This is a genomic window from Kribbella sp. NPDC048928 (assembly GCF_043197975.1).
GTDB lineage: Bacteria > Actinomycetota > Actinomycetes > Propionibacteriales > Kribbellaceae > Kribbella.
The window spans coordinates 532,978-556,154 of record NZ_JBICUC010000007.1 but is presented as its reverse complement, the minus strand read 5'-3'; the positions used below and the strand labels follow the sequence as shown (position 1 = coordinate 556,154).

Below are 23,177 nucleotides of genomic sequence, written 5' to 3'. Positions count from 1 at the left end.
CCGCCCCCCCCGCGCCCGCCCGCGCCCCGCCCCCCCCCCCCCCCGCCCGCCGCCCGCGCGGCCGCGCCCCGCGGTGGCCCCCGCCCCGGGGCGGGGGGGGGGGGCGCGCGCGGGGATCGAGGCGGGGGTGCAGGTGGTGGTTGGGGCAGGTGGAGTGGGTGGGGTGTCGGGGGTGGGTGGCATGCTTTGGGTGGGTGTCGTGGTTAGGAGTGGTGTGGGGTTGTGGGACGTGGAGCAGGTGCTGGGGCTGGCGTCTGATGCTGCGTCTGCCAAGGCCGGGCAGGGGCTGGCTCGTGGGGAGAAGTGGTCGGCGGCTGGGGCTTCGGAGCGGGCCGTCTGGGGTTTGTGCAAGGGCAGTGGGAAGCAGCCGTACCAGACGATCGTGGAGCTGAGTGGTCCGGCGTACAAGTGTTCCTGTCCGTCGCGGAAGTTTCCGTGCAAGCACGCGCTCGGGATCATGCTGCGGTCGGCGAAGGGCGAGCTCGAGAACGCCGAGGAGCCGGACTGGGCACAGACCTGGCTTGACCAGCGAGCCGATCGGGCCGAGCGAGCCGACCGTCCGGAGCGGAAGCCGGGCGAGGTCGCGGACCCGGTCGCCGCACAAGAGCGGGCTGCGCGCCGCGCGGATCGGGTGTCGGCCGGCCTGGCGGAGCTCGCGGGGTGGCTCGACGATCAGGTACGTCAGGGGCTCGGCGGATTCGATCAGCGGGCGTACGGCGAGCTGAGCCGGCTCGCGGCGCGCATGGTCGACGCACAGGCGCCCGGCGTGGCAGGCGCGGTACGCCGGGCTGCGGGCGTCGTCGGACGCGGCCACGGCTGGCCGGGCGAACTCCTCGAGGAACTCTCGCTCATCCACCTGGTCGTCGCCGCACACGCACGCCTCAAAGATCTCCCGCCGTCGCTCGCCGACACCGTGCAGACCCGGATCGGCTGGCCCACCGAGACCGCCCGCGTGCTCGTCGAGGGCGAGAAGGTCAAGGACGACTGGCTGATGCTCGGCCGCGTGATCGAACCGGACGACCGCCTCACGGTCCGCCGGGTGTGGTTGCGCGGGGCAACTACTGGGCGGATCGGGCTGATCCTCACGTTCGCCGCGGCCGGTCGTCCGTTGGATCCGTTGCCCGCACGACCCGGCGAGTACGTACCTGGAGCGCTGTCGTTCTACCCGGGTGCGCTCCCGATGCGCGCGCTGCTGACCCAGTCCGATCCGCGTACGCCCGCACCCCGTCCCGCCGGGCTCACGGTCCGTCGGGCCCTCGCTTCGTACGTCGAATCGCTCGCCGCCGACCCGTGGAACGAGCGCTGGCCGCTGGTACTCCAGGACGTACGCCCTGCGCGCCACGGTGACGGCTGGGCCCTGGTCGACGAGGCCGGTGACGGCCTGGAGATCCTGCCCGGCTGGGATCCGCTCAAGCTCCTCGCGGTCTCGGCCGGCGACCCGATCACCGTCGCCGCGGAGTGGAACCGCGCCGGGCTCCGCCCCATGACCTGCTGGCGCGACGATCGGCCGGTGCTGCTGTGAAGGGCTGGGACGGGCTGGTCAGCTCGGTGCTGCTGGGGACCGACAGGCGGCCGGCGGACTTCAACGAACTGCCGGAGAACGTACGCGAGCGTTTGGGCGCCGGCGGTCTGCTCGACGCGGCCGCGCTTGCGACCATCTACAAGCGGGCCGGGCGCAAGCCGTTGCAGGATCTCGTACCGCTCGAGGCCGCGGGCGGCGATGACCGGCCGTTGCCGCGGCCAGGCGCAGTCCGCCGGTTGGTCGCGATGCTCGGCGGCTTCCAGACCACGGCGCTCGGCGAGTGGTTGCGCGCGGCGGACGCGAACGGGTGGGGCGTGCCGCCCGAGCAGCTGCCCGCGCTGGCCGACTACGCGCGGAATCGTGCCGAGTACCGGCCGCTGGTGATCGCCGCGGCCGGCCGGCGGGCACGGTGGCTCGCGGATCTCAACCCTGAATGGCGATTCCTGCACGCAGCGCTTGCTGAGGGCAACGATTCGCAGTGGTGGACGCACGGCACCATGATCCAGCGCCGGACCTGGCTGCGGCAGCTCCGCGGTCAAGATCCGGCCGCGGCCCGTGTGGAGCTCGCGGAGGTCTGGCCGACCGAGTCCGCCGCCACCCGCGCCGACTTCCTCGGGCTGTTCACGGACGGTTTGTCGTTGCCGGACGAGGAGTTCCTGGAGTCCGCGCTGGACGACCGTTCCCGTGAGGTACGGCGGGTTGCGGTGCGACTGCTCGCGCGGCTGCCGGGATCGCAGTACGGCGAACGGATGACGGAGCGCCTGCACTCGCATCTGGTGGCGACGCAGGGTGTGCTGGCGGTGGAGCTGCCGCGCAGCCTCACGCAGTCGATGGAACGCGACGGCCTCGACTCGCAGAACCCGGAAGGCATCGGCAAGCGCGCCTGGTGGTTCCATCAGATCGTCGCGAACACACCCTTGCAGGCAATGCAGCTCGCCTGGCTAGGCACTCCCGTCGAGGGCTGCGCTCCCGAAGTACTGCAGTCGGCCTGGACCGAGGCCGCGATCCGCGAAGGCGCGACCGACGGTGCGACCGAAGGCGCGACGCGATGGGCCCGGGAGTTGCTACGGACGAACGCCAACACCGGCAGTCGCAGCCCCGCGGAGTTGCTCAGACTGTTACCGCCCGAGGAGTGGGCTGGGGCTGTGGACGTCCTGCGCAAGACGGTCGACGTCGCGGAGGTGGTCGGTGGCCTGCCCGTACCCTGGCCGGCCTCACTGGGCACGATGATCCTCGACCAGCTCGCCAAGGTCGGTACCCAGCGCGCCTGGGCCCGCCTCGCCAGTATCGCGGCCCGCGCCGTACCACCGGACGTACTCGATCACCCCATCACCCGCGAACCCACCGGCGACGAGGACACCTGGCGCCGCCGGCTCGTGGAGACCCTGGCCTTCCGCCGTGAAATGTACGAGGAGCTTTCATGAATGAGGTACTGCGCCCGCACGCGGAGGTCGAGTACGCCGAGGAGCTGCAGGCGCTCCTGGCCAGTGACGACAAGCCGCGTCCACCGGCCTGGCGGATGTCGCCGAGCGCCGTCGTCACGTACTTGCTCGGCGGCAAGGCGGGCGACACCGAGATCTCGCCGAAGTACGTCGGTCCGCGCCGGCTGATCGAGGTCGCGGTCGCCACCCTCGCGACGGATCGCGCATTGCTGCTGCTCGGCGTACCGGGCACTGCGAAGACCTGGGTCAGCGAGCACCTCGCGGCCGCGATCAGCGGCGACTCCACGCTGCTTGTCCAAGGGACCGCGGGCACCGCCGAGGAAGCGATCCGGTACGGGTGGAACTACGCCCAGTTGATTGCCCAAGGCCCCAGTGAGGCGGCGCTGGTGCCGAGCCCGGTGCAGCGCGCGATGGCCGAGGCCAAGATCGCCCGGATCGAAGAATTGACCCGGATGCCGTCCGACGTCCAGGACGCGCTGATCACGATCCTGTCCGAGAAGACACTGCCGATCGCCGAGCTGGCCACGGAAGTCCAGGCCCGTAAGGGATTCAATGTCATTGCCACCGCCAACGATCGGGACAAGGGCATCAACGAGCTGTCCAGCGCACTGCGCCGCCGGTTCAACACGGTCGTCCTGCCGCTGCCGGACTCCGCCGAGGATGAGGTGGAGATCGTGTCCCGCCGGGTCGCGCAGCTCGGCTCGGCGCTCGAGCTGCCGCAGCCCGACGACGCGCTGGACGAGATTCGGCGGGTGGTGACGATCTTCCGCGAGCTCCGCTCCGGCCGGACCGAGGACGGGCGGACCGCGGTTAAGTCGCCGTCCGGGACGCTGTCCACGGCCGAGGCGATCAGCGTCGTCACCGGCGGCCTCGCGCTCGCCGCTCACTTCGGCGACGGCGTCTTGCGGCCGACGGACGTTGCCGGCGGCATCCTCGGCGCGGTCGTCAAGGATCCGTCGGCCGACCGGGTGGTCTGGTCGGAGTACCTGGAGACGGTTGTCCGCGAGCGGGACGACTGGGCGCCGTTCTACCGGGCCTGCCGAGAGATCTCCGGATGACAGTTCATTTACTGGGGATCCGGCATCACGGGCCTGGATCGGCGCGGGCGGTGGCGGCCGCGCTGGCCCGCCTCGAGCCGGACATCGTTCTGATCGAGGGTCCCCCGGAGGCCGACAAGATCGTCGAGCTGGCCGCGTCCGAGGAGATGGAGCCGCCGGTCGCCCTGCTCGCGTACGCGGTGGACGATTCGACGCGGGCGGCGTTCTGGCCGTTCGCGGTGTTCAGTCCGGAGTGGCAGGCGATCCGGTACGGGCTGGCGGCCGAGGTGCCCGTACGGTTCTGCGATCTGCCCGCGGCGCAGCAGTTCGCGTCCTCGGGCGGGCGCTCCGCGTCGATGGATCCGCTGGCGACGTTGGCCGACGCGGGCGGGTACGACGACCCCGAGCGTTGGTGGGACGACGTGATCGAGTCGCGCCGCGACGGCGCCGAGCCGTTCACCGTGATCGCCGACGCGATGCGCGAGCTGCGGCACGGCGAGCAGGCGACCGGACGTGAAGCCCAGCGCGAGGCGTACATGCGAACCGTGATCCGCAAGGCGCAGCGTGAAGGGTTCGAGCGGATCGCGGTGATCTGCGGTGCGTGGCATGTGCCGGCGCTCGAGCTGCCGTTGCCTCCGGCAACTCATGATCAACGCATCCTGAAAGGCCTGCCGAAGCGGAAGATCGCTTGCACCTGGGTCCCGTGGACCCACGGACGCTTGGCGGCAACGAGTGGGTACGGTGCCGGCATCACCTCGCCTGGTTGGTATCACCACCTGTTCACCGCGCCGGACCACATCACCACCCGCTGGCTGTCCAAAGTGGCGCAGGTGCTGCGTGACGAGGATCTGCCGGTCTCCAGCGCGCACGTGATCGAGGCGGTTCGTCTCGCCGACACGCTGGCGGCGCTGCGTGAACGTCCACTCGCAGGACTCAGCGAAGTCACCGAGGCCACGCGGGCAGTGCTCTGCGGCGGGAACGACGTACTGCTCGATCTGGTGACGCGTGAGGCGGTCGTCGGTGAGCTGCTCGGGACCGTACCGAGCGAGACGCCGCAGGCGCCGGTCGCGGCCGACTTCGCGGCGCAGGCGCGGCGGTTGCGGATGAAACGGGACGCGGCCGAGCGGGTGGTCGAGCTCGATCTGCGGAAGCCGAACGACCTGGAGAAGTCCAGACTCCTGCACAGGTTGCGGATTCTCGGCGTGCACTGGGGTGTGCCGGCGACGGACGAGCGGCGGGCGCAGGGAACGTTCCGCGAGCTGTGGCGACTCGCGTGGGATCCGGGACTCGAGGTGGAGCTCGTCGCCGCCGGCGCCCACGGCACGACGGTACTCGGCGCCGCGACGACCGTGATGCTCAAGGCGGCCGACTCGACGACGCTCGCGGATGTCACCGCCGCCCTGGAGAAGTCGTTGCTCGCCGACCTTGCGGACGCGCTCCCGCCTTTGCTGCAAGGGATCGACACGCGAGCGGCTGCTGACGCGGACGTTGGGCACCTGATGGCTGCGCTCCCGGCCCTGGCGCGTGCTTCGCGGTACGGCGACGTACGCCGGACCGACACGGCAGGGCTCGCCTCGGTCGCGGGCCGGATGGTGTCGCGGGTCTGCGCCGGTCTCGCCCGGACCGTTCACGGGCTGGATCCGGATGCGGCTGCCGCCGTCCAGGAGCTGATCGACGGGGTCCAGGACGCGACGGCGCTGCTCGCGGAAGAAGTACGTGCCGAGTGGCTGAACACCCTGCAGGGGTTGAGCGATCGGACCTCCGTACCGCCCATGATCCGGGGGCGATTGACCCGGCTCATGCTGGACACATCGCGACTGCCGGACCACGAGATCGCGCTGCGGTTGGGGCGGGCGCTGTCTCCTGGTACGCCGACGGCCGAGGCGGCCGGGTACGTCGAGGGCTTCCTGGCCGGAGGCGGGTTGTTGCTGGTGCACGACGAGCGATTGCTGGCGTTGGTGGACACGTGGCTGGCCGCGATTCCGGACGATGCGTTCGTGGAGGTGCTGCCGTTGCTGCGGCGTACGTTCGGGACGTTCGCGGCGCCGGAACGCCGATCGATCGGTTCGCGAGCCCGAGTGCTCGCCGATCCTTCGTCGGCAGTGGTTGCTGATGACAACGACCTCGATGCCGAGCTCGCCGCGACCGCACTACCTGTCGTCGCACGTTTGCTGGGGGTCTCATGAGTGACGAACGCCTACGCCGCTGGCGGCTTGTGCTGGGTTCGGAGGCCGAGGAGGAGACCGGAACGACGCTGTCCAAGGAGGATCGGTCCGTGGACGCTGCGTTGGCGGCGCTCTACGACGCGGGCGAGTCCTCGGGGACGCAGCGGGCAGCTGGACTCGGATCGTCGGCGCCGCGGGTCGCGCGCTGGCTGGGCGATATCAGGCAGTACTTCCCGAGCACTGTCGTACAGGTGATGCAGCGGGATGCGGTCGAGCGGCTCGGGATCACGCGGATGCTGATGGAGCCGGAGCTGCTCGGGGCGGTTGAGCCCGACGTGCACCTGGTGTCGACGCTGCTCGCACTCAACGAGGTGATGCCGGAGGAAACCAAGCAGACCGCGCGCGACGTGGTCGGCCGCGTGGTCGCCGAGCTCGAGGCCCGGCTGGCGGAACGGACCCGCGCCGCGGTCACGGGCGCGCTCGATCGTGCCGGCCGGACCGCGCGACCGCGGCACTCGGACATCGACTGGGACCGGACGATCCGCGCGAACCTCAAGCACTTCTCGCCGACGCTCGGCACGATCGTCCCGGACCGCCTTGTCGGGTACGCGCGCCGCAACCACAGCGTGCAACGCGACATCGTGCTCGCGATCGACCAGTCGGGCTCGATGGCGGAGTCCGTTGTGTACGCGTCGCTGTTCGGAGCGGTGCTCGGCTCGATCCGTACGTTGCGCACCTCGCTGGTCGTCTTCGACACCGCGGTCGTGGACCTGACCGATCAGCTGGACGACCCGGTCGACGTGCTTTTCGGGACCCAGTTGGGTGGCGGTACGGACATCAACCGCGCGCTCGCGTACTGCGAAGAGCTCGTGACGAAGCCGGCCGACACCGTGCTCGTGCTGATCTCGGACCTGTACGAGGGCGGTGTCCGGGAAGAGATGCTGCGGCGCACGCGTTCCTTGGTGGAGTCCGGCGTACAAGTGATCGCCCTGTTGGCGCTCGCGGACTCGGGGACCCCGTCGTACGACGCCGAGAACGCGGCCGCGTTGGCCGAGCTCGGCGTTCCTGCGTTCGCCTGCACACCCGACAAGTTCCCCGACCTGATGGCCGCCGCGATTCGCCACGAGGACATCGCCGGCTGGGCGGCCACCAACATCACCTGAGAGGACCGCATGACCACCGTCGAACTGACCCGCTTCCGGGTACTGCCTTCGCGCACAGAGGAGTTGCTCGCAGCCCGCGCCGACATGCTGAAGGACTTCGAGGCGGACCGGGCCGGCTTCCTCGGTGCACGCCTGGTGCAACTCCCGAACGACGAATGGCTCGACATCGTCGACTGGGCCACTCCGGAAGACTTCGCCGCCTCGCGCGAGAAGGGCGCGAACCTGCCCGGCGTCGCCAGGTTCTTCGCGGCGATCGATTCACTCGTGGTCGCCGAGGAGGGCGTAAGCGCGGGGTAATTCGGCTGACATCGCGGCGCCCGCGGTGCGACCGTGAGCGGCATGGAGATCAGCGGCATCCGTCCCGACGAGTACGGCCGGGCGGCCGAGTTGTGGGAGGCGTCGGTGCGCGCCACGCACACGTTCGTCACCGAGGCGGACCTGGACGTGTTCCGGCCGCTCGTACGGGCGTCGTTCGGTCAGATCGCACAGCTGGCCGGGCTGCGGGCCGGGGACGGGCTGCTGGTCGGGTTCATCGGCGTCGAGGACGGGAACGTGGAGATGCTGTTCCTCGACCCGGCCTACCGCGGGCGCGGCGGCGGCAGCCTCCTGCTCAAGCACGCGTTCACACACTTCGCCGCAACCTCGGTCGACGTCAACGAGCAGAACCCGCAGGCCGTCGGCTTCTACGAGCACCACGGCTTCCGGCAGGTGTCACGCAGTACGCACGACTCCACCAGCAAGCCGTACCCGATCCTCCACCTGACGATCTAACCGGCGATCTCCAGGATGTCGATCGGGGTGTGCGGGTCGGCCTCGGCGAAGCGGAGCGCCCAACTGACGGCCTCCTCCAGGCTGTCGACGCGGATGATCGAGACGCCCGCGACCAGTTCCTTGGTCTCGGCGAACGGCCCGTCGATCACCCGCGGCTGCCCCGGCACGGGGAACGTCACGCGCGCGCCGCGGGAGCTCGGCATCAGCCCCTCGCCGAGCACCAGCACCCCGGCCTGACGCATCTCCTCGAGGACCGCATCCGCGCGCTCGAGGATCTCCGGATCCGGCGGGTTGCCGGCCTCCAGGTTGTCGTTGGTCTTGTGCATCAGCATGAACCTCATAGCCGAGACCTTAGGGCCAGTGGATCTGCACGCAGGCGGAAGTAGCAATTCGAACGTTCGAACACCGTCAGGAGGCGGGTTCTGCCTGCGTGGCGGTACAGCTCGTTGAGTTGTCGTGCAGATCCGGGGGACCATGCGCGCATGGGGATCGCGGAGCGGTACCGGCGGCGGGCCGAGGCGTTCGAGCGGAAGGTCGCGGGCGTCGGGCCAGACCAGTGGGCGAACCAGTCGCCGTGCGCGCGGTGGACGGCGCGCGACGTGGTCGAGCACGTCGTCGCGATGCACGCGCTGATCCTGCCGCCGGTCGCGCGGAAGCTGGAGCCGGCCGACGACCCGCTGACCGCGTTCCAGGAGGCACGGGCCGCGATCGAGGACGTTCTCGACGACCCGGTGGCGGCGCTGACCGAGACCGATACCCCGGCCGGGCGGCTGACGACCGAGCAACACGTCGACCAGGTGGTCTCCGACGACCTCGTCCTGCACGGCTGGGACCTGGCCCGCGCCACCGGTCAGGACGAGTTGATGGACCCGCTCGACATCGAGCGGTTGTGGGCGGGCGCGGTCGCGATCCCGCCCGAGCTGATGACGAAGTACCGGACGCCCGGCGCGTTCGGCGAGGGCATCGAGGTATACGGCGCCGAAGTACCGGTGCCTGCGGACGCCCCGCTGCAGGACCGCCTACTGGGTTTGCTCGGCCGCGAGCCGTGAGAGGGAGCTCGGCGCGTAGTAGCTGCTCGGGTCGTCGCAGAGCGGCGCCTGGGTGAGCTGTGCCGGGTCCTGCAGCAGGACGGCGTGGCCCTTGGCGATCGGAGCGTCGAGGTATTCGTGGCCGGGGAGGTCGGCGACCGCCGTACGGCAGCCGAGCGCCATCCCCTCGAAGAGCGCGGTGGTCGAGACGCCGACCTGGTACTTCGCGGTCGCGAGCAGGTCGAGCGTTGAGCCGCCGGTGGAGAGTTTGACGCCGGGCGGGATCGTGTAGTCCTCGGGCCGTTCGCTCGGGTGCAGGCGGTACAGGACCTCGAGGTCGGGGTAGTGCGTGGCGATCGCCTCAGCCGTACGGACGAGCTCCGCGCCGATCGTGCCCTGGGAGAGGACGACGACCCGATCGGTCTTCGGGCCCGGCGCAGGCAGGAACGGTGCGCCCATCACCTCGGTCCGCATCCCGGCGGGCAGGTCCGCGACGTCGGTCCAGTACGAGCCGAAGCACCACAGCTCGTCCGGCTGATCCGCGACCGCCGGCCGGCCCGGGTAGCTGTACCCGAGGTGGAACGGGCTGATCGCGCCGTGCTGCAGCTCGACGACGCGGATCCCGAGGTCGCGGGCGGCGCCAACGATGTGCTGGTGGAAGTACGCGACGACGAGGTAGACGGTCCGGATCCGGTGCTTCTTGAGCAGCGTGCGGTAGAGCGCCCGCAGCCGGAGATGTTTGGGGATCTCGCGGGCGAGCAGTGCGCCGATCGGGACGCGGACACCGGTGAGTTTCTCCAGGGCGGCCGCGCTGCCGCGGTCGTCGGCGGTACGGCGGTGTACGGCGCCGGCGGCGGATGTGAAGAAATCCAGGTTCTTGCTGTCCGGCAGCGGTACGCCGTTGATCCCGGAGTCGAGGATCAGGGCGCGGTCGCCGAGCAGCGTGCGGAGCTCGTCGGTGTAGATCTCGACACCGTTCGGTTTCCGCGGGTGCGGGACGACGAGCGCGTCGTACCGGCCGGGGAACGGGCTGCGGGTCGCGACGCCGGCGACGTGCCGTCCGACCAGGGCGGCCTTGCCGGTCGCGGTCCGGCGGACCGGATGGGGTGCGCCGTGGATGCCGCTGCGACGGGTCAGCTCATGGAAAACGCGCATCCGGATGATCGGCCAGGGACGGATCCCCCGGGTCTGCCACTCGAGCAGCCCCAGGTCCTTCTCCACTGTCCAGATCGCCCGGCACAGCTCCGCCACCGTCGGCCGAACCGTGCCGTTCCCGGTACTCGTCATGGTTGATCCCAACTATCCCGGCGAGACTACCGACGCCCGAGAAGAACCGGCGGACGGCCTTCAGCAGGTGCGTCTTCCGGCCGAGCAGCAGCCCGGCGAGGGCGAGCCCGAAGGCCGAGACCACCCGGGCCGAAGCATAGGCCAGCACCAGGACGTAGCTGATCGCACCCGGGCGGATGAGCAGCCGGCTGATCGTGTCACCGCTGCCGGAGCGGAACGCCCGGCGGACCAGCCAGCCCAGCGTGGTCCGGCCCTCCGGGACCTCCTCGGCGATCCACGCCTCCTCGCACCAGACGATCCGGAACCCGGCGCGGTGTACGCGCAGGAAGAAGTGCAGGTCGCTGGAGCCGGTGTAGCGGAACGCGGGATGGAAGCCGGGCGTGACCGTGTGGTAGACGCGGCGGCTGACCAGGGTGTTGTTCGTGTACGCCTTGCGGAGCTCCTCGCCGGTGGTGTGCCGGCCGGTGGAGTCGTGGACGTCGCTGAAGCGGTTCCAGGACGGGGCGCCCTCGGGAAGGTTGCCCTTCACCGGGCCGGTGACGACGTCGGCGCCGGTGCTCTCCCAGGCCTTGAGCAGCGTCTTCAGCCAGCCGGGCGGGGCGACCTCGTCGTCGTCGACGAAGATCAGTGCGTCGTCGTTCCAGCAGAGCTCGACGGAGCGCTCGCGGGCGAAGGGGATTCCCGGCTCCGCTTCCACGACGGATTCGATCGGGTACGGCGTACCGTCACCGAACTCCTCCAGTACCCGTGCAGCCGACCCGTCCGCGTCGTTGTCGACCACCACGATGCGGATCTTGTAGTCACCGTCCGCGGGCAATTCCTGCGCTTGCAGGCTGGTCAACAACCCCCGTAACAGAGCAGGTCGCCTGAAGGTAATCACCGCGATGGCGACACTCATGCTCATGGCGCCCGAGACTATCGGTCCACACCAACCCGAGCCCAGCCACAACCCCCCAAACCCCCACCAATGTGCCCTTCCCCACCCCATGCAACCTTTTACGATCCCGCCTGCGCACCGCGCCCTTCCGCTGCGGGATGTGCCTGTAGGTAATCGCGAAGTAGCAGGGGGAAGCGGTTAGGCCAGGTTTTGGTGTAGGGGGTGATTTGGATCGGGGGTGGGGGCATGGGGTGATTGTCGGACGAAACGCCAGACGGTGGGCCAGGGGACGGTGGCGATGATGACTACGACTAGGGAGCAGTTGATGGTGATTTCGCGGATCAGCGGGTACGGAACCTCATCAGAGCACCTCTAGTCGGCAGGTACGACGGAGATCAGGGTGAGACCGAGGTCGCGGATGCGGGCGAGTACGCCGTGCAACTCGGACTGGTCGGAGATGGAGCCGCGGAGTGTGGTCGTGCCGTCGGGCTCCGGCGTGAGGATGAAGTCGGCGAACCAGCCGGACCACCGCGGATCGAGCCGGCCGGCGACGCGAAGCTCGTAGGCGGTCATGACTGCTGCCGTACGACGAGCTCGGTGGTCATGTCTGCCGCCGTACGACAAACTCGGCGATCGCCGCGTTGACCAACCACCCAGCGCTGATCGAGAGCGCCGTGCTGACCTCGCCGGTCCCGAACGCCGCCTGCCCCACGCCCTGCGTGAACACCTGCGTCCCGGCCCCCAGCCCCAGCGCGTACGCACGGATCATCCAGGCTCGATGCACAGAGATCGCACGCCGGCGGATCGCCGCGAAGCCGAGCACCAGGCAGACGCCCATCGCACTCGCGACCACCAGCCGGACGCTCCACAGCAGCGCCCCACCTGGAGCACCCGCGTAGAACAGCGTCATCCATAACCCCGAGCCCGCCACGAGCAGCCCGGCCACGACAAGTACCCGTCCTGCGCGCCGGTGCCAGTTGAGATGCGTACGACGTACCCGCGCGGAGAACTGGAACGCACCGACCACCGCATACGCGGCCGCACCAACGACATGCACGACCACCGGTGCGGGCGAGGCGTCGATGCGCGGGTTGTCGGGCATCACAGCAGGTCCGCCCGCAACCTCCACCAGCCGGAGCGTCCCGGAGACCAGTGGGATCAGTGTGAGCGCCACCAGCGCGAACGGGACCCACAGGTCCGTACGGCGCCGTACAGCGGCGTACTGGCTCATCCTGCGACCGCAACCGCCGGCTGCACCGACGTGGTCGTGCGAGCGGTCCGCCAGAGCGAGTAGCCGAGGCCGACCATCGCGATGCCGTTCGGGTACGCGAGCAGCCGGTAGAACGCGTCGGGCATCACAGCCAGCGCAGCCGAGACCAGACCGCCGATAGCCAGCAGCACGGCGGCCCAGCGCGCGACCACGTGGGCGCGGAACAGGGCGATCCCGAGCAGCAGCCCGCCACCGAGGTACGCGAACCCCTGGAGCTGCAGCACGGTCGGCAGCAGTCCGACGTCGCCGACCGGGTCCCCGTTGGTCGAGGCCGCGAGGACATCGCTCACGTACTGCGGGTTCGTGTCCGCGATCGCCGGCAGCACGTACGCCGAGACGAGCGTCGTCGCGAAGATCGACACGTAGCCCACGCTGAGGACGACCCAGCCGACCAGGCCGATGAGGCCGTTCTTGCGGATCTGACTCAAGTACAGCCCGGCGATCCCGGCCAGTGCGAGCGTTGCCATCAACAGCTTGAGCGTGTTCCGGACGACGACCTCCGTGGAGGTGATCGACTGCACGTCGAGGTGCGGGTGGCCGATCTGCACGCCGATGAAGATCAGCCCGGCGGCGACTGCGGCGGCGCCGGCCGCCCGGGTCAGTGTGGTGGTCGTGATGGTCATGTCCGAACTCCCTTGGCTTGCGGTGAACTGCGGGATGTTCGGAACGTAGGTCGCGAGCTGGTGAGCCCGCGTCACCACATGTGGTGATTCAGAGCAGGCCGTGCTCGCGCGCCCGGCGGACCGCGCCGGCGCGGGTGGTCGCGCCGAGTTTCGTGAAGATGCGTTTGGTGTGCGTACGCAGCGTGTTGAGCGAGACGTACAAGCGGCGTGCGATCTCGGGGCCGGTGAGCTCGGTGTCGAGCAACCGCAGTACGTCGAGCTCCCGCTCCGTCAGCGGATCGATCAGCGGGGACGCATCGCCGAGCGTCAGGCCTTCGTCGGCCAGCAGCCGCCTGTACTGCCCGGGCTCGGGCGCCGCGTCCAGGGCCTCTCGCAGTACGGACTCGTAGGGCTCACCCCGGACGTGATGAGCGAGCGCCCGCAGTACGCCGATCTCCAGCAGACTGCCCGCGCGCCGGCCGTCGGCGTCCGCGTGCAGCCGGTCCAGCTGCTCTTGGACGTCGTCGCCGCGGCGGATCAGCACCCGTACCAGCGTGAGCCGGGCGTACTCGTTCAGGTACGACACGTCGTCGGGCACATCCCGGGTCCACGCTTCGGCCGCGATCAGATCACCGGCCGCGAGATGGACGCGGGCGCGCATCGCCGCGATCGGGCGCAGGTCCGGGTACGAGCCAGGCCGATACCGCCGCTCGGCCTCGTCGAGCAGCCGGAGGGCGTCCGCGAAGTCTCCGCGTGCGACCCGGACCTGCGCCATCGCGATGTACCAGCGGTGCCGGTTCTCGGTGATCGAGCCGTGTTCCGCGAGTACGCGCGCGGTCTCGAGCTGTGCCTCCGCGCCCGCGAGATCGCCCAGCTCGCGATCGAGTTCGGCGAGCCCGACGTGCAGGTCGGCCGTCACCCGCGGGTACGGCTCACCGTTGCGGGTCGCGAGTGCGAGCGCCCGCTCAAACGTTTGTCTCGCACGCGACGGCCGCCCGGCCGCCATCCACAGATCGCCGAGCACCACAGCGCTGTCCTGCTCGTCGACAAGGTTGCCCGCCGCGTGCAGCTCCCGAACGGCGGTCGAGTACGTCGACAACGCCTCGGCCACATCGCCCTCCGCCCAGGTCGACAGCGCCAGGAATCCGCCCGCAGCCCCACGGACGAAGTGATCGTCCGGACCGGCCAGCTCCAGCGCCCGCTGCGCAGCCAGCACCGTCGCGGCAGTGTCACCACGCGCCTGCGCCAACGCCGCGCGGTAGATCAGGATCATCGCTGGCGCCGTCCGAAGATCCTCGGTGTCCGCCCACGTCGCGGCCAGCTCCGGATTGTGCACCCCGGCCGCCAGTGCAGCCTCCGCGTCATCGAGCCGAGCCGCCATCGCGTCCAGCTCGCCGGCCGTCATCGCCGACCACGCGGACACGACGCAGAGCACCGGGTTCCGCCGCACGACGGAGTCCGGCAGCGACCCGATCCACTCGAGCAACAACGCGTCCTGCCGAGCACGCCGTACGTCGGGCACCGCCTCCTCGATCAGCTGCCCGGCGCGCTCGTGATCACCCGCCGCGAGCGCGTGCCGTACGGCCTCGGGTGCCAGTTGCCGATTCGCGTACCAGTCACTCGCCGCACGATGCAGTCGTGGCAGCTCCTCCGGGTGCTCGGCCAGCAGCCGTGCCTGCAGTACGTCGCGGAACAGGTGGTGGTACCGGTACCAGGTCCGGCCCGCGTCCAGCGCGACCAGAAACACGTTCCCGCGGTCCAGCTCGTCCAGCTGCCGCGCACTGTCCGTCTGACCTGTCACCGCATCGCACAGGGGCGCCGTGAGTCGGTCAAGCACCGCAGTACGCAGCAGGAAGTCCCGCACCGTCACAGGCAGCCGGGCCAGCACCTCATCCGCCAGGTAGTCGATCACGAACCGATGGCTGCCCGTGAACGCCTCAATGAACCCAGCAACGTCCGCCACGCCCTGCAGCGACAGGGCAGCCAGCTGAAGCCCAGCGACCCACCCCTCGGTTCGCCCTTCCAATGCCCGTACATCCTGCGCCGCCAGATGCAGCCCCATGACGTCGTTGAGGAACGCCCCGGCCTCCGTTGCCGCGAAACGGAGGTCGTCGACCCGTACCTCCGTCAGCTGCCCACGGCTACGCAGCCGAGCCAGTGGGAACGGCGGGTCCGCCCGCGTCGACACAACCACGTGCAGCTGGTCCGGCAGGTTGTCGAGCAGGAACACCAGGGCCTCGTGCACCTCGAGCGACTCGATCACGTGGTAGTCGTCCAGAACCAGTACGGCGTTGCTCTCCGGCTGGTCGGCGTAGTCGTTCACCACCGCAGTCAGTGCAGCCGTCGTCGGTACGTCTGCTGCGGGCGGCGCGACCCGGAGACCGGGTAGCGCGGCCCACAGGTGGGTCAGAAAGCGGGGCAGTGCGTTGTCACCGGCGTCCAGCGACAGCCAGCCCACCTGGGAGTGCCGTGAGGCCCAGTCACCGACCAGGGTGGTCTTCCCGAAACCAGCGGGCGCGGAGACCAGAGTGAGCCGGTGACCGCGGTCCAGTGTGGCGTCCAGACGCTCCACCAGCCACGGGCGCGCGACCAGCTCGGACCGCCGAGCCGGCGGGAACAACTTCGTGGCGATCACCCCCGTCGTCACGCTGCGATTGTAGGTCCGCAAACCTGTAACGCCGAGGGTCCCTCCAACGATCTAGATCCGGGACCGAAAGTGGTCGGTCCACCGTCCCCTGGGAGCCCCTGTTGTCCCGTCCCACCCTCCTGCTGCGCATGCTCGTGCCCGCGGCCGTCGTGGCAAGTGGCCTGGTCGTCCTGACCGGCTCGTCCGGCTCCGCCGCCGAGCCGCGGCTGATCCCGTCGAAGTTCCACCCCACCGCGGCGAGCGGCCCGGCGTACGACGCGAAGTCGGTGCTGGTGCAGTTCAAGCCGAAGGCCACCACTTCCGCCCGGAAGGCAGCGCTGGCCAAGGCCAAAGGCACGCCCGAGGTGTCCGTCACCTCCGAGGTGGTGACCGTCAGCGGTGACGTCCCGGCGCCGGAGCTGCTGAAGAAGGTCAAGGCCGACCCGACGGTCGAGCTCGCCTCGCTGAACTACACCCGGCACAAGTCCGCCACCCCGAACGACTGGCTGTACGCGAACTACCAGAAGTACCTGCCGACGGTTCGCGTCGACAAGGCGTGGGACCTCTCGAAGTCCGCCGGCGCGCAGACCATCGGCGTCCTCGACACCGGCGTCGACGCCGGCCACCCGGATCTGGTGGGTCACCTGCTTCCCGGCTACAACACGTTCAACACCGCGTTGGCACCGAACGACGGCGACGGCCACGGGACGGCGGTCACCGGCATCATCGCGGCCGGTACGTTGAACAGCGTCGGCGTCGCGGGCGTCGCCTGGAACGCCAAGGTCCGCCCGGTCAAGGTGCTCGACGACACCGGCTCCGGTGACGACTCGAATGTGATCAACGGGCTCAACTGGGCCGTGAAGAACGGCGTCCGGGTGATCAACATGTCGCTCGGCGGTGCCGGTGACAACCCGATCCTGCACAAGGCGATCCAGAACGCGGTCAACGCCGGCGTCGTGCTCGTCGCCGCGGCCGGCAACACCGGCGACTCGTCGCTGAACTACCCGGCCGCGTACCCGGAGGTGCTGTCGGTCGGCGCCACCAACCGGTACGGCGTCCTCACCAGCTTCAGCACGTACGGCGACTCCGTCGACATCGCCGCACCCGGGTACGACATCACGAGCACCGCGCCGCGGGCAGGGACCCCGGCCGGCTACGAGCCGTACTTCCTCGGTATGGCCGGTACGTCGTTCTCGTCCCCGATGGTGGCCGGCGTCGCCGCCCTGGTCCGCAACAAGTGGCCCTCGTTCACCCCCGCCCAGGTGATGGCGCGGCTGAAGGCCACCGCCCGCGACGCCGGCCCCCGCGGCAACGACCCGTACTACGGCGCCGGCATCCTCGACGCCTACTACGCCCTCGGCGGCGCGCGGACGACCGACTTCGCGATGGGCGTCGCCGACACCAACGACCAGCCGGCCCGCGCCACCCAACTCACCTCCGGGGTCGCTGTCTCGTCCACGATCAGCGTCGAGGGCGACGTCGACTGGTACAAGATCCCGTCGGACACCTCCCTCGATGCCACCATCGTGGTCACCGGGCCGACATTCGACTCCGGGACGTACGCGCAGAACTTCGGCCCGACGATCTCGGCGTACGACGCGAACCTCGAGCCGCTCGCGTTCGCGCAGACAGCGCAGCCGCCGGTGGACAACGGGGTTGAGCGACCGCAGGCGTTGACCGCGTCGACGCACGTGTTCTCGGCCGGAACGATGTACATCGCGATCCGCAATGCGAACGGGTCGCGGGACAGTCGTGCGTACTCGCTGAAGATCCTCGCCGGCGGAGTCGGCGGCAGTGCGCCGATCGACGCCTATCCGGTCCGTGACGTGCAGCCGGGGACCCTGTCCTCGGGCGCCGGCGTCGCGACCAAGCCGTCGATCACGTTCGCACAGGACGTCCTCGAGCCGAGCGTCCTCAGCGGCGTGAAGTTGTCCAACGCGACGACCGGCGCGGCAATCCCGGCCACCGTCTCGTACAACGCGACCACCCGCCAGGCGGTCGCGACGCCGGCCGTACCGTTGCCCGAGGCAACTGCGGTGCGGATCTCGGCGACCGGTGTCGGCTGGGGAACCGGTGGCACCGCGCCCTCGTTCAGCTCGGTGTTCAGTACGGCGGACCTGGCGCCGGCGAAGCCCGTCTTCACCGGCGGTGGCGTGTACCTGGCCGCCAACCTTGCCTGGAAGCTCGCCCCGACGCCGGACCTCGACCAGGTGATCGTCCGGCGGAATTCGTCGAGCAGGGTGCCGACGTTGACGACCGGGACGCTGGTGTACTCGGGTACCGGGACAGCGGTGAAGAACACCGGGCTGCTGCAGGGCGTCACGTATACGTATGCAGCCTGGGTCCGTGACCGCGCCGGGCACTACAGCCCGGTTGCGGTGAAGCAGTTGCTCGGGATGAAGTCGGGGATCTCGACGACGTCCACGCTGATCAGTTACGGCGGGGCGATCACGCTGCGCGGGAGCACGCTGCGGATCGACAACAAGGCGTACACCGGGTTGCCGGTGAACGTCTACGTACGGCCGAAGACGTCCTCGAAGTTCACGCTGCTTGCGGCGCTGAAGACGTCGTCGACCGGGACGTTGTCGCTCACGCACAGGCCACTCGTGTCGTCGGTGTACATGCTGACGTTCCCCGGCAACGCCGACCTGATGGGCACCCGGACCGCGGACATCACCGTGCAGGTCAAGCCGGCGATCTCGGCGACGCTCGCGCCCGCGTCCATCCGGCTCGGCTCGACGACTGCGTTCAGTGGGTACGTCGCGCCGGCGCACGCGGGCAAGCTCGTGTACCTGCAGCAGTACGGGAACAAGGTCTGGAAGTCGATCGCGTCGGTGAAGCTCAGCACGTCCGGCAAGTACGCGTTCGGCATCCGGCCGACCGTACGCGGCCAGATCGCTTATCGGGTCTGGTTCCCCGCCGACGCCGACCACGCCACCAGCTACACGGTCAACAAGATCCTCACCATCAGCTGACTCCCCGCCCACCCCGGTGTACCTGTGGGTACAGTGGGGTGGGTGGAGACGGTGGAGCGGTTGATCCGTAGTGCTCAGGAGCTGTTGTGGGAGCGGGGGTATGTAGGGACCTCGCCGAAGGCCATCCAGCGGGCTGCGGATGCCGGGCAGGGGAGCATGTACCACCATTTCGCCGGGAAGGCGGAGCTGGCGAAGGCGGCGATCGAGCGGTCCGGGTCCGAGTTGCGGGCCGCTGCGGAGACGCAGCTCGGTGGGGACGGTACGGCGACCGAGCGGATCACCGGGTATCTCGGACGCGAGCGCGAGGTGCTCAAGGGGTGTCAGGTCGGGCGGCTCGCGGCGGATCCGGACGTGATCGCGGATCCGGTCTTGCGGGCACCGGTCGCGGAGACGTTCGAGTGGTTGCGCGGGCGGCTCGCCGAGGTGGTTGCCGAGGGCAAGCGGAATGGTGAGTACCCGGAGTCGCTCGATCCGGAGCGTACGGCCGCGACGATCGCCGCCGTACTGCAAGGTGGATACGTACTCGCTCGGGCGGCGGGCTCGACCGAGCCGTTCGAGCTCGCGGTCAACGGACTGGTCGACCTGCTGGAGGCGAAGTGAAGATCGGCGCGGTGTTCCCGCAACTCGAGATCGGGGCGGATCCCGCCATAGTGCGCGACTGGACGACGACGGTCGAGGCGGCCGGGTACAACCACGTACTCGCCTACGACCACGTCCTCGGCGCGGACCCGGCGAACCGTCCGGGCTGGACCGGCTACACCGACAAGTCCTTGTTCCATGAGGTTTTCGTACTGTTCGGCTACATGGCGGCGATCACGACCACGCTCGAGCTCGTCACCGGCGTACTCGTGCTCCCGCAGCGGCAGACCGCGCTGGTCGCAAAGCAGGCCGCCGAGGTGGACGTTCTGAGCGGTGGCCGGCTCCGGCTCGGCGTCGGCATCGGGTGGAACCAGGTCGAGTACCAGGCGCTCGGCGTCCCGTTCAAGCAGCGTGGGGCGCTCCTCGAGGAACAGGTCGACGTACTGCGTGCACTCTGGGCGGACCCGGTCGTCTCGTACGACGGGAAGTACCACGAGATCGTGGAGGCGGGGCTGAATCCGCTGCCCGGGCGGCAGATCCCGATCTGGTTCGGCGGCGGAGCGGAGGCCGTACTGCGGCGTACCGGACGGATCGGTGACGGCTGGATGCCGCAGTCCGCGCCCGACGAGCAGGCGCGCGAGCAGATCGCGATCATCCGCCGAGCCGCCGAGGAGGCCGGCCGCGACCCCGGGTCCATCGGCATCGAGGCCCGCCTGACCCTCGGCGCCGTCCCCGAGCAGGACTGGCGCGCGTACGCCGACGGCTGGCGCGAGCTCGGCGCGACCCACCTGTGCGTCAACACGATGAACCTGGGCCTCACCCAGCCAACCGACCACGCCAAAGCCCTACAAGAAGCCCTACCCCACCTCACCCACCAGTAACACCCCGCCAAACCCCACGCGCCGCCCTCACGCGCCGCCCTCACGGACGGCCCTCACGGACGGCCCTCACGCGCCGCGCCCCACGGGCGGGCCTCACGCGCCGCCCCCACGCCCCGCGCCCGTCCACCGGTAGCACCCATCGGAAGGGTTGGCCGCTGAGCTGGTCGGTTCGCGGGTTGCATGCTTAGTGCCAACCCACAAGCTCAAGGGTTAACCTCGCAGTTTGCCGATCTCGGGCTGCGGTGGTGATCCGCGAAGGCTCCGCTTTCCGGAAACAATGTTGCGCCTGGCGGCAGAAATGTTCCGGAAAGAAGCCGGCCCAGCGGCGGCGCCGGGTGGGGCGGGGTCGAGCCGCCATGGCGGGTGCCGGCGGCGCGGCGTGGCGTGGCGTGGCGGTCTTGGGTGGGGCCGGGCGCGTGGCGTGCCGGGTGCCGGGGGCCGAACTGCGGTGGCGCGCGGGGTGGGGCAGGGTGGGGGTGCCCGGTGAGGTGTGTGGGGGGTCAGTGGCGGTTGGCGGTTGAGCCTCGGATTGCGAGGGCGCTGGGCAGGGTGACGGTCTGGGTCGGGCGGTCGGGGTCGTTGATGCGGTCGCGGAGGAGCTGGATGCCGGTCTCGACGATCGCGTGCACGGGCTGGTCGACGCTTGTCAGGTCGAAGGACTCCCAGGCGGCCATCTCGGTGTTGTCGAAGCCGATCACCCAGACGTCGTCGGGGACCCGGACGCCGCGCGCCCTGGCGCCGTCGAGGATGCCGAACGCGAGCAGATCAGTGACGGTGTAGATCGCGGTCGGCGGCTTCTTCCGGGAGAGCAGCTTCACCGCGGCGGCGTGCCCGGCGGAGTGCGGCACCTCGACCGAGACCACGTTGCTCGGCTTGATCTTCACGCCGGCATCGGCGAGTGCCGCTCGGAAGCCGAGATCGCGGTCGCGTGACGTGTTCCCGGTGTGGGTCAGTGTCACCAGCCCGATGTCGGTGTGACCCTGATCGACCAGGTACCGGCCGGCGTCGTACGCGCCCTGCCAGTTGTCGCCGACGACCTGGTCGCAGTCCAGGCCGTCGATGCCGCGATGCAGCAGGACGGTCGGTGTCCCGGAGGCGAGTGCCATCGAGTGCAGCCGCGAGTCGTACGTCGCCGAGGTCAGCAGGAACCCGTCGACGAGACGCTGGTGCAGCACCTCCGCGACCGTCTCCTCCGGGTCGTGCTCGATGTTCCACAGGATCATGTGCAGACCCATCGAGCTGAGCACCCGGCCGATCTCGTCCAGCAGCTCCGCGTGGAACGGGCTGGTCACCCGGGTCATGAACACGCCGATGGTGTCGGTCCGCCCGGTCTTCATCGCGCGGGCCAGCGCATTCGGTGTGTAGTTCGCATCCTTGAGCACCTGCAGGACCCGTGCGCGCGTCTCCGCGTTGACCTTCGGGTTGTTGGTCAGCACCCGCGACACGGTCGCCTGCGACACTCCGGCCAGACGCGCCAGGTCGCGGCTCGTCGGTGGTCGTGACATCCTCCGCACCCCCTTCATTCCGAGATGTGAACCCTACTGAAGAGTGTCACCACGGGCCGTTGACCACGCCGAAGCCGGTGTGTATACGTATTCAGTAGCTGAAGTGTATACGTATTCATCCCTCGTGGATGGGAGATTCCGGTGCAGACCAACCTCTCCAACCTGAGCCGCCGCAGGTTCCTCGCCGGTCTCACGGGCCTCACGGCCGCCGGCGTTCTGGCCGGCTGTGGCAGCAACGGCAACTCCGGTGGCAGTGGCAAGAAGGGCCTGACCTTCCTGAACTGGGAGCAGGTCAAGGGAAACCCGCTGGAACAGGCGATCCAGGCGTTCGAGAAGCAGTCCGGGACGCAGGTCACCATCCAGCCCGCGGTCACCCAGGAGTACGACACCAAGATGCGCACGCTGATCGCCGGCGGCAGCCCACCGGACGTGATGCGGATCAACGACGACTTCGTCCGCGGCTTCTCGCAGCAGGGCGCACTGCTGGACCTGAAGCCGTACATCGACAAGGACAAGCTCGACACGTCCCAGTTCGCCAAGGAGACATTCGACTTCCCGCAGCAGCCCGACGGCTCGCACACGGCGTGGGTGCTCGGGTACGAGCCGCGCCTGATCTTCTACAACGTCGACCTGTTCAAGCAGGCCGGCGTACCGCTCCCGCCGACGGACTGGTCGTCGGACGGCTGGACGTGGTCCGACTTCGAGGCCGCGGCGAAGAAGCTCACCGACCCGGCGAAGAAGCAGTACGGCGCCCTGGTCTACCTGGACACCGGCTACGAGCAGACGTTCACGGTGAACCACGGCAGCGAGACCGGCATCTTCTCCAAGGACGGCACGCAGTTCACGCTGCCCGGGTCGAAGGAGACCGAGGCACTGCAGTGGGCCACCGACCTGACCTGCAAGGACAAGGTGCAGCCGCCCTGGTCCGCACTGCAGCAGGACAATGTGCAGAACCAGATGTTTGCCCAGGGCAAGATCGCGATGATGTTCGCGACCTTCGGCACGGTGCCGTACATGCGGCAGACGATCAAGGACTTCACCTGGGACGTTGCCCCGCCGCCTGCCGACGTGGAGCAGAAGACCGAGTCCAGCGTGATCGTGTTCTGCATCCCGAAGAAGGCCAAGAACCCGGACGCCGCCTGGGACCTGCTGAAGTACCTGGCGAGCGAGGACGGCGGCAAGATCCTGCTGCAGGGCGGCGCCTTCACGCCGATCAACCTGAAGGCCGCGGCCGACCTCGCAGCGAACGGCAAGGCGCCGGCGCACATCGCGCTGTTCGCCGAGGCAGCGAAGCACCTGACCGCGACGAACCAGACCAAGAACACGATCGGCGCCCGCGAGCTGTACCGGCCGGCGCTGGACACGGCCTACAACTGTGAGAAGCCGGTCGGCGAGGTCCTCCAGCAGATCAAGCCACAGGTGGAGAACGCCTTGAAGGGTTGATGTC

20 protein-coding genes are annotated in these 23,177 nt (G+C 69.5%); 12 read left to right on the top strand and 8 right to left on the bottom strand.

Annotated elements, in window-relative coordinates; translation table 11 throughout:
• Positions 1–214 precede the first annotated feature (214 nt).
• Genes ACGFI6_RS30795 through ACGFI6_RS30765 form a run of 7 tightly spaced genes read left to right on the top strand, consistent with a single transcriptional unit; the run spans position 215 to position 8,100 of the window.
• Positions 215–1,522: an SWIM zinc finger family protein gene (locus ACGFI6_RS30795; RefSeq protein WP_393124697.1), complete on the top strand. Its 1,308-nt coding sequence runs from the start codon at positions 215–217 to the stop codon at positions 1,520–1,522.
• Positions 1,519–2,946, top strand: coding sequence for a DUF5691 domain-containing protein (locus ACGFI6_RS30790; RefSeq protein WP_393124695.1), 1,428 nt, complete (start codon positions 1,519–1,521; stop codon positions 2,944–2,946). Before ACGFI6_RS30795 ends, ACGFI6_RS30790 begins: the two co-directional genes overlap by 4 nt.
• Positions 2,943–4,022 carry an AAA family ATPase gene (locus ACGFI6_RS30785; protein WP_393124693.1) on the top strand — a complete coding sequence of 360 codons (1,080 nt, stop codon included), beginning with the start codon at positions 2,943–2,945 and terminating at the stop codon, positions 4,020–4,022. The genes ACGFI6_RS30790 and ACGFI6_RS30785 overlap by 4 nt, the downstream gene beginning before the upstream one ends.
• Entirely contained in the window at positions 4,019–6,187 is a 2,169-nt protein-coding gene (locus ACGFI6_RS30780) for a DUF5682 family protein (RefSeq protein ID WP_393124691.1), read from the top strand. The genes ACGFI6_RS30785 and ACGFI6_RS30780 overlap by 4 nt, the downstream gene beginning before the upstream one ends.
• A complete protein-coding gene (locus ACGFI6_RS30775; RefSeq protein ID WP_393124689.1) occupies positions 6,184–7,329 on the top strand; it encodes a VWA domain-containing protein in 1,146 nt (381 codons plus the stop codon). The genes ACGFI6_RS30780 and ACGFI6_RS30775 overlap by 4 nt, the downstream gene beginning before the upstream one ends.
• 9 nt (positions 7,330–7,338) lie before the next feature.
• The gene (locus tag ACGFI6_RS30770; RefSeq protein WP_393124687.1) at positions 7,339–7,626 is read left to right on the top strand and encodes a hypothetical protein; all 288 of its coding nucleotides are present in this window, start codon (positions 7,339–7,341) and stop codon (positions 7,624–7,626) included.
• Between the two features lie 42 nt (positions 7,627–7,668).
• Entirely contained in the window at positions 7,669–8,100 is a 432-nt protein-coding gene (locus ACGFI6_RS30765; protein ID WP_393124717.1) for a GNAT family N-acetyltransferase, read from the top strand.
• Here ACGFI6_RS30765 and ACGFI6_RS30760 read toward each other — a convergent pair.
• On the bottom strand, positions 8,097–8,441 hold the full coding sequence (locus ACGFI6_RS30760) for a YciI family protein (RefSeq protein ID WP_393124685.1): 345 nt from the start codon (positions 8,439–8,441) through the stop codon (positions 8,097–8,099). The genes ACGFI6_RS30765 and ACGFI6_RS30760 overlap by 4 nt on opposite strands.
• Before the next feature lie 141 nt (positions 8,442–8,582).
• Between ACGFI6_RS30760 and ACGFI6_RS30755 the strand changes: the two genes are divergently transcribed.
• Positions 8,583–9,149, top strand: coding sequence for a TIGR03086 family metal-binding protein (locus tag ACGFI6_RS30755; protein WP_393124683.1), 567 nt, complete (start codon positions 8,583–8,585; stop codon positions 9,147–9,149).
• Here ACGFI6_RS30755 and ACGFI6_RS30750 read toward each other — a convergent pair.
• The 6 genes from ACGFI6_RS30750 to ACGFI6_RS30725 form a co-directional block, all read right to left on the bottom strand.
• On the bottom strand, positions 9,120–10,283 hold the full coding sequence (locus ACGFI6_RS30750) for a hypothetical protein (protein WP_393124715.1): 1,164 nt from the start codon (positions 10,281–10,283) through the stop codon (positions 9,120–9,122). The two genes, ACGFI6_RS30755 and ACGFI6_RS30750, sit on opposite strands and share 30 nt — an antisense overlap.
• Positions 10,267–11,313 carry a glycosyltransferase gene (locus ACGFI6_RS30745; RefSeq protein WP_393124713.1) on the bottom strand — a complete coding sequence of 349 codons (1,047 nt, stop codon included), beginning with the start codon at positions 11,311–11,313 and terminating at the stop codon, positions 10,267–10,269. Before ACGFI6_RS30745 ends, ACGFI6_RS30750 begins: the two co-directional genes overlap by 17 nt.
• Before the next feature lie 351 nt (positions 11,314–11,664).
• A complete protein-coding gene (locus tag ACGFI6_RS30740; RefSeq protein ID WP_393124681.1) occupies positions 11,665–11,865 on the bottom strand; it encodes a hypothetical protein in 201 nt (66 codons plus the stop codon).
• A 28-nt stretch (positions 11,866–11,893) separates the two neighbouring features.
• Complete coding sequence (locus ACGFI6_RS30735; RefSeq protein ID WP_393124679.1) at positions 11,894–12,523, bottom strand: DUF2306 domain-containing protein; 630 nt, start codon at positions 12,521–12,523, stop codon at positions 11,894–11,896.
• Positions 12,520–13,185 (bottom strand): hypothetical protein, encoded by a 666-nt coding sequence (locus tag ACGFI6_RS30730; RefSeq protein WP_393124677.1) that lies wholly within the window; start codon positions 13,183–13,185, stop codon positions 12,520–12,522. Before ACGFI6_RS30730 ends, ACGFI6_RS30735 begins: the two co-directional genes overlap by 4 nt.
• Before the next feature lie 88 nt (positions 13,186–13,273).
• Entirely contained in the window at positions 13,274–15,811 is a 2,538-nt protein-coding gene (locus tag ACGFI6_RS30725) for a LuxR C-terminal-related transcriptional regulator (RefSeq protein WP_393124675.1), read from the bottom strand.
• 101 nt (positions 15,812–15,912) lie between these two features.
• On the opposite strand from ACGFI6_RS30725, the gene ACGFI6_RS30720 reads away from it, so the two are divergent.
• The 3 genes from ACGFI6_RS30720 to ACGFI6_RS30710 are packed head-to-tail and all read left to right on the top strand — an operon-like array spanning position 15,913 to position 20,225.
• Positions 15,913–18,765 (top strand): S8 family serine peptidase, encoded by a 2,853-nt coding sequence (locus tag ACGFI6_RS30720; protein WP_393124673.1) that lies wholly within the window; start codon positions 15,913–15,915, stop codon positions 18,763–18,765.
• A 42-nt stretch (positions 18,766–18,807) separates the two neighbouring features.
• On the top strand, positions 18,808–19,365 hold the full coding sequence (locus tag ACGFI6_RS30715) for a TetR/AcrR family transcriptional regulator (protein WP_393124671.1): 558 nt from the start codon (positions 18,808–18,810) through the stop codon (positions 19,363–19,365).
• Entirely contained in the window at positions 19,362–20,225 is an 864-nt protein-coding gene (locus ACGFI6_RS30710) for an LLM class F420-dependent oxidoreductase (protein ID WP_393124670.1), read from the top strand. The genes ACGFI6_RS30715 and ACGFI6_RS30710 overlap by 4 nt, the downstream gene beginning before the upstream one ends.
• A gap of 500 nt (positions 20,226–20,725) precedes the next feature.
• On the opposite strand, the gene ACGFI6_RS30705 is transcribed toward ACGFI6_RS30710, so the two are convergent.
• The gene (locus tag ACGFI6_RS30705) at positions 20,726–21,730 is read right to left on the bottom strand and encodes a LacI family DNA-binding transcriptional regulator (RefSeq protein WP_393124668.1); all 1,005 of its coding nucleotides are present in this window, start codon (positions 21,728–21,730) and stop codon (positions 20,726–20,728) included.
• 141 nt (positions 21,731–21,871) lie between these two features.
• On the opposite strand from ACGFI6_RS30705, the gene ACGFI6_RS30700 reads away from it, so the two are divergent.
• Entirely contained in the window at positions 21,872–23,173 is a 1,302-nt protein-coding gene (locus ACGFI6_RS30700) for an extracellular solute-binding protein (RefSeq protein ID WP_393124666.1), read from the top strand.
• The last annotated feature ends 4 nt before the right edge of the window (positions 23,174–23,177 follow it).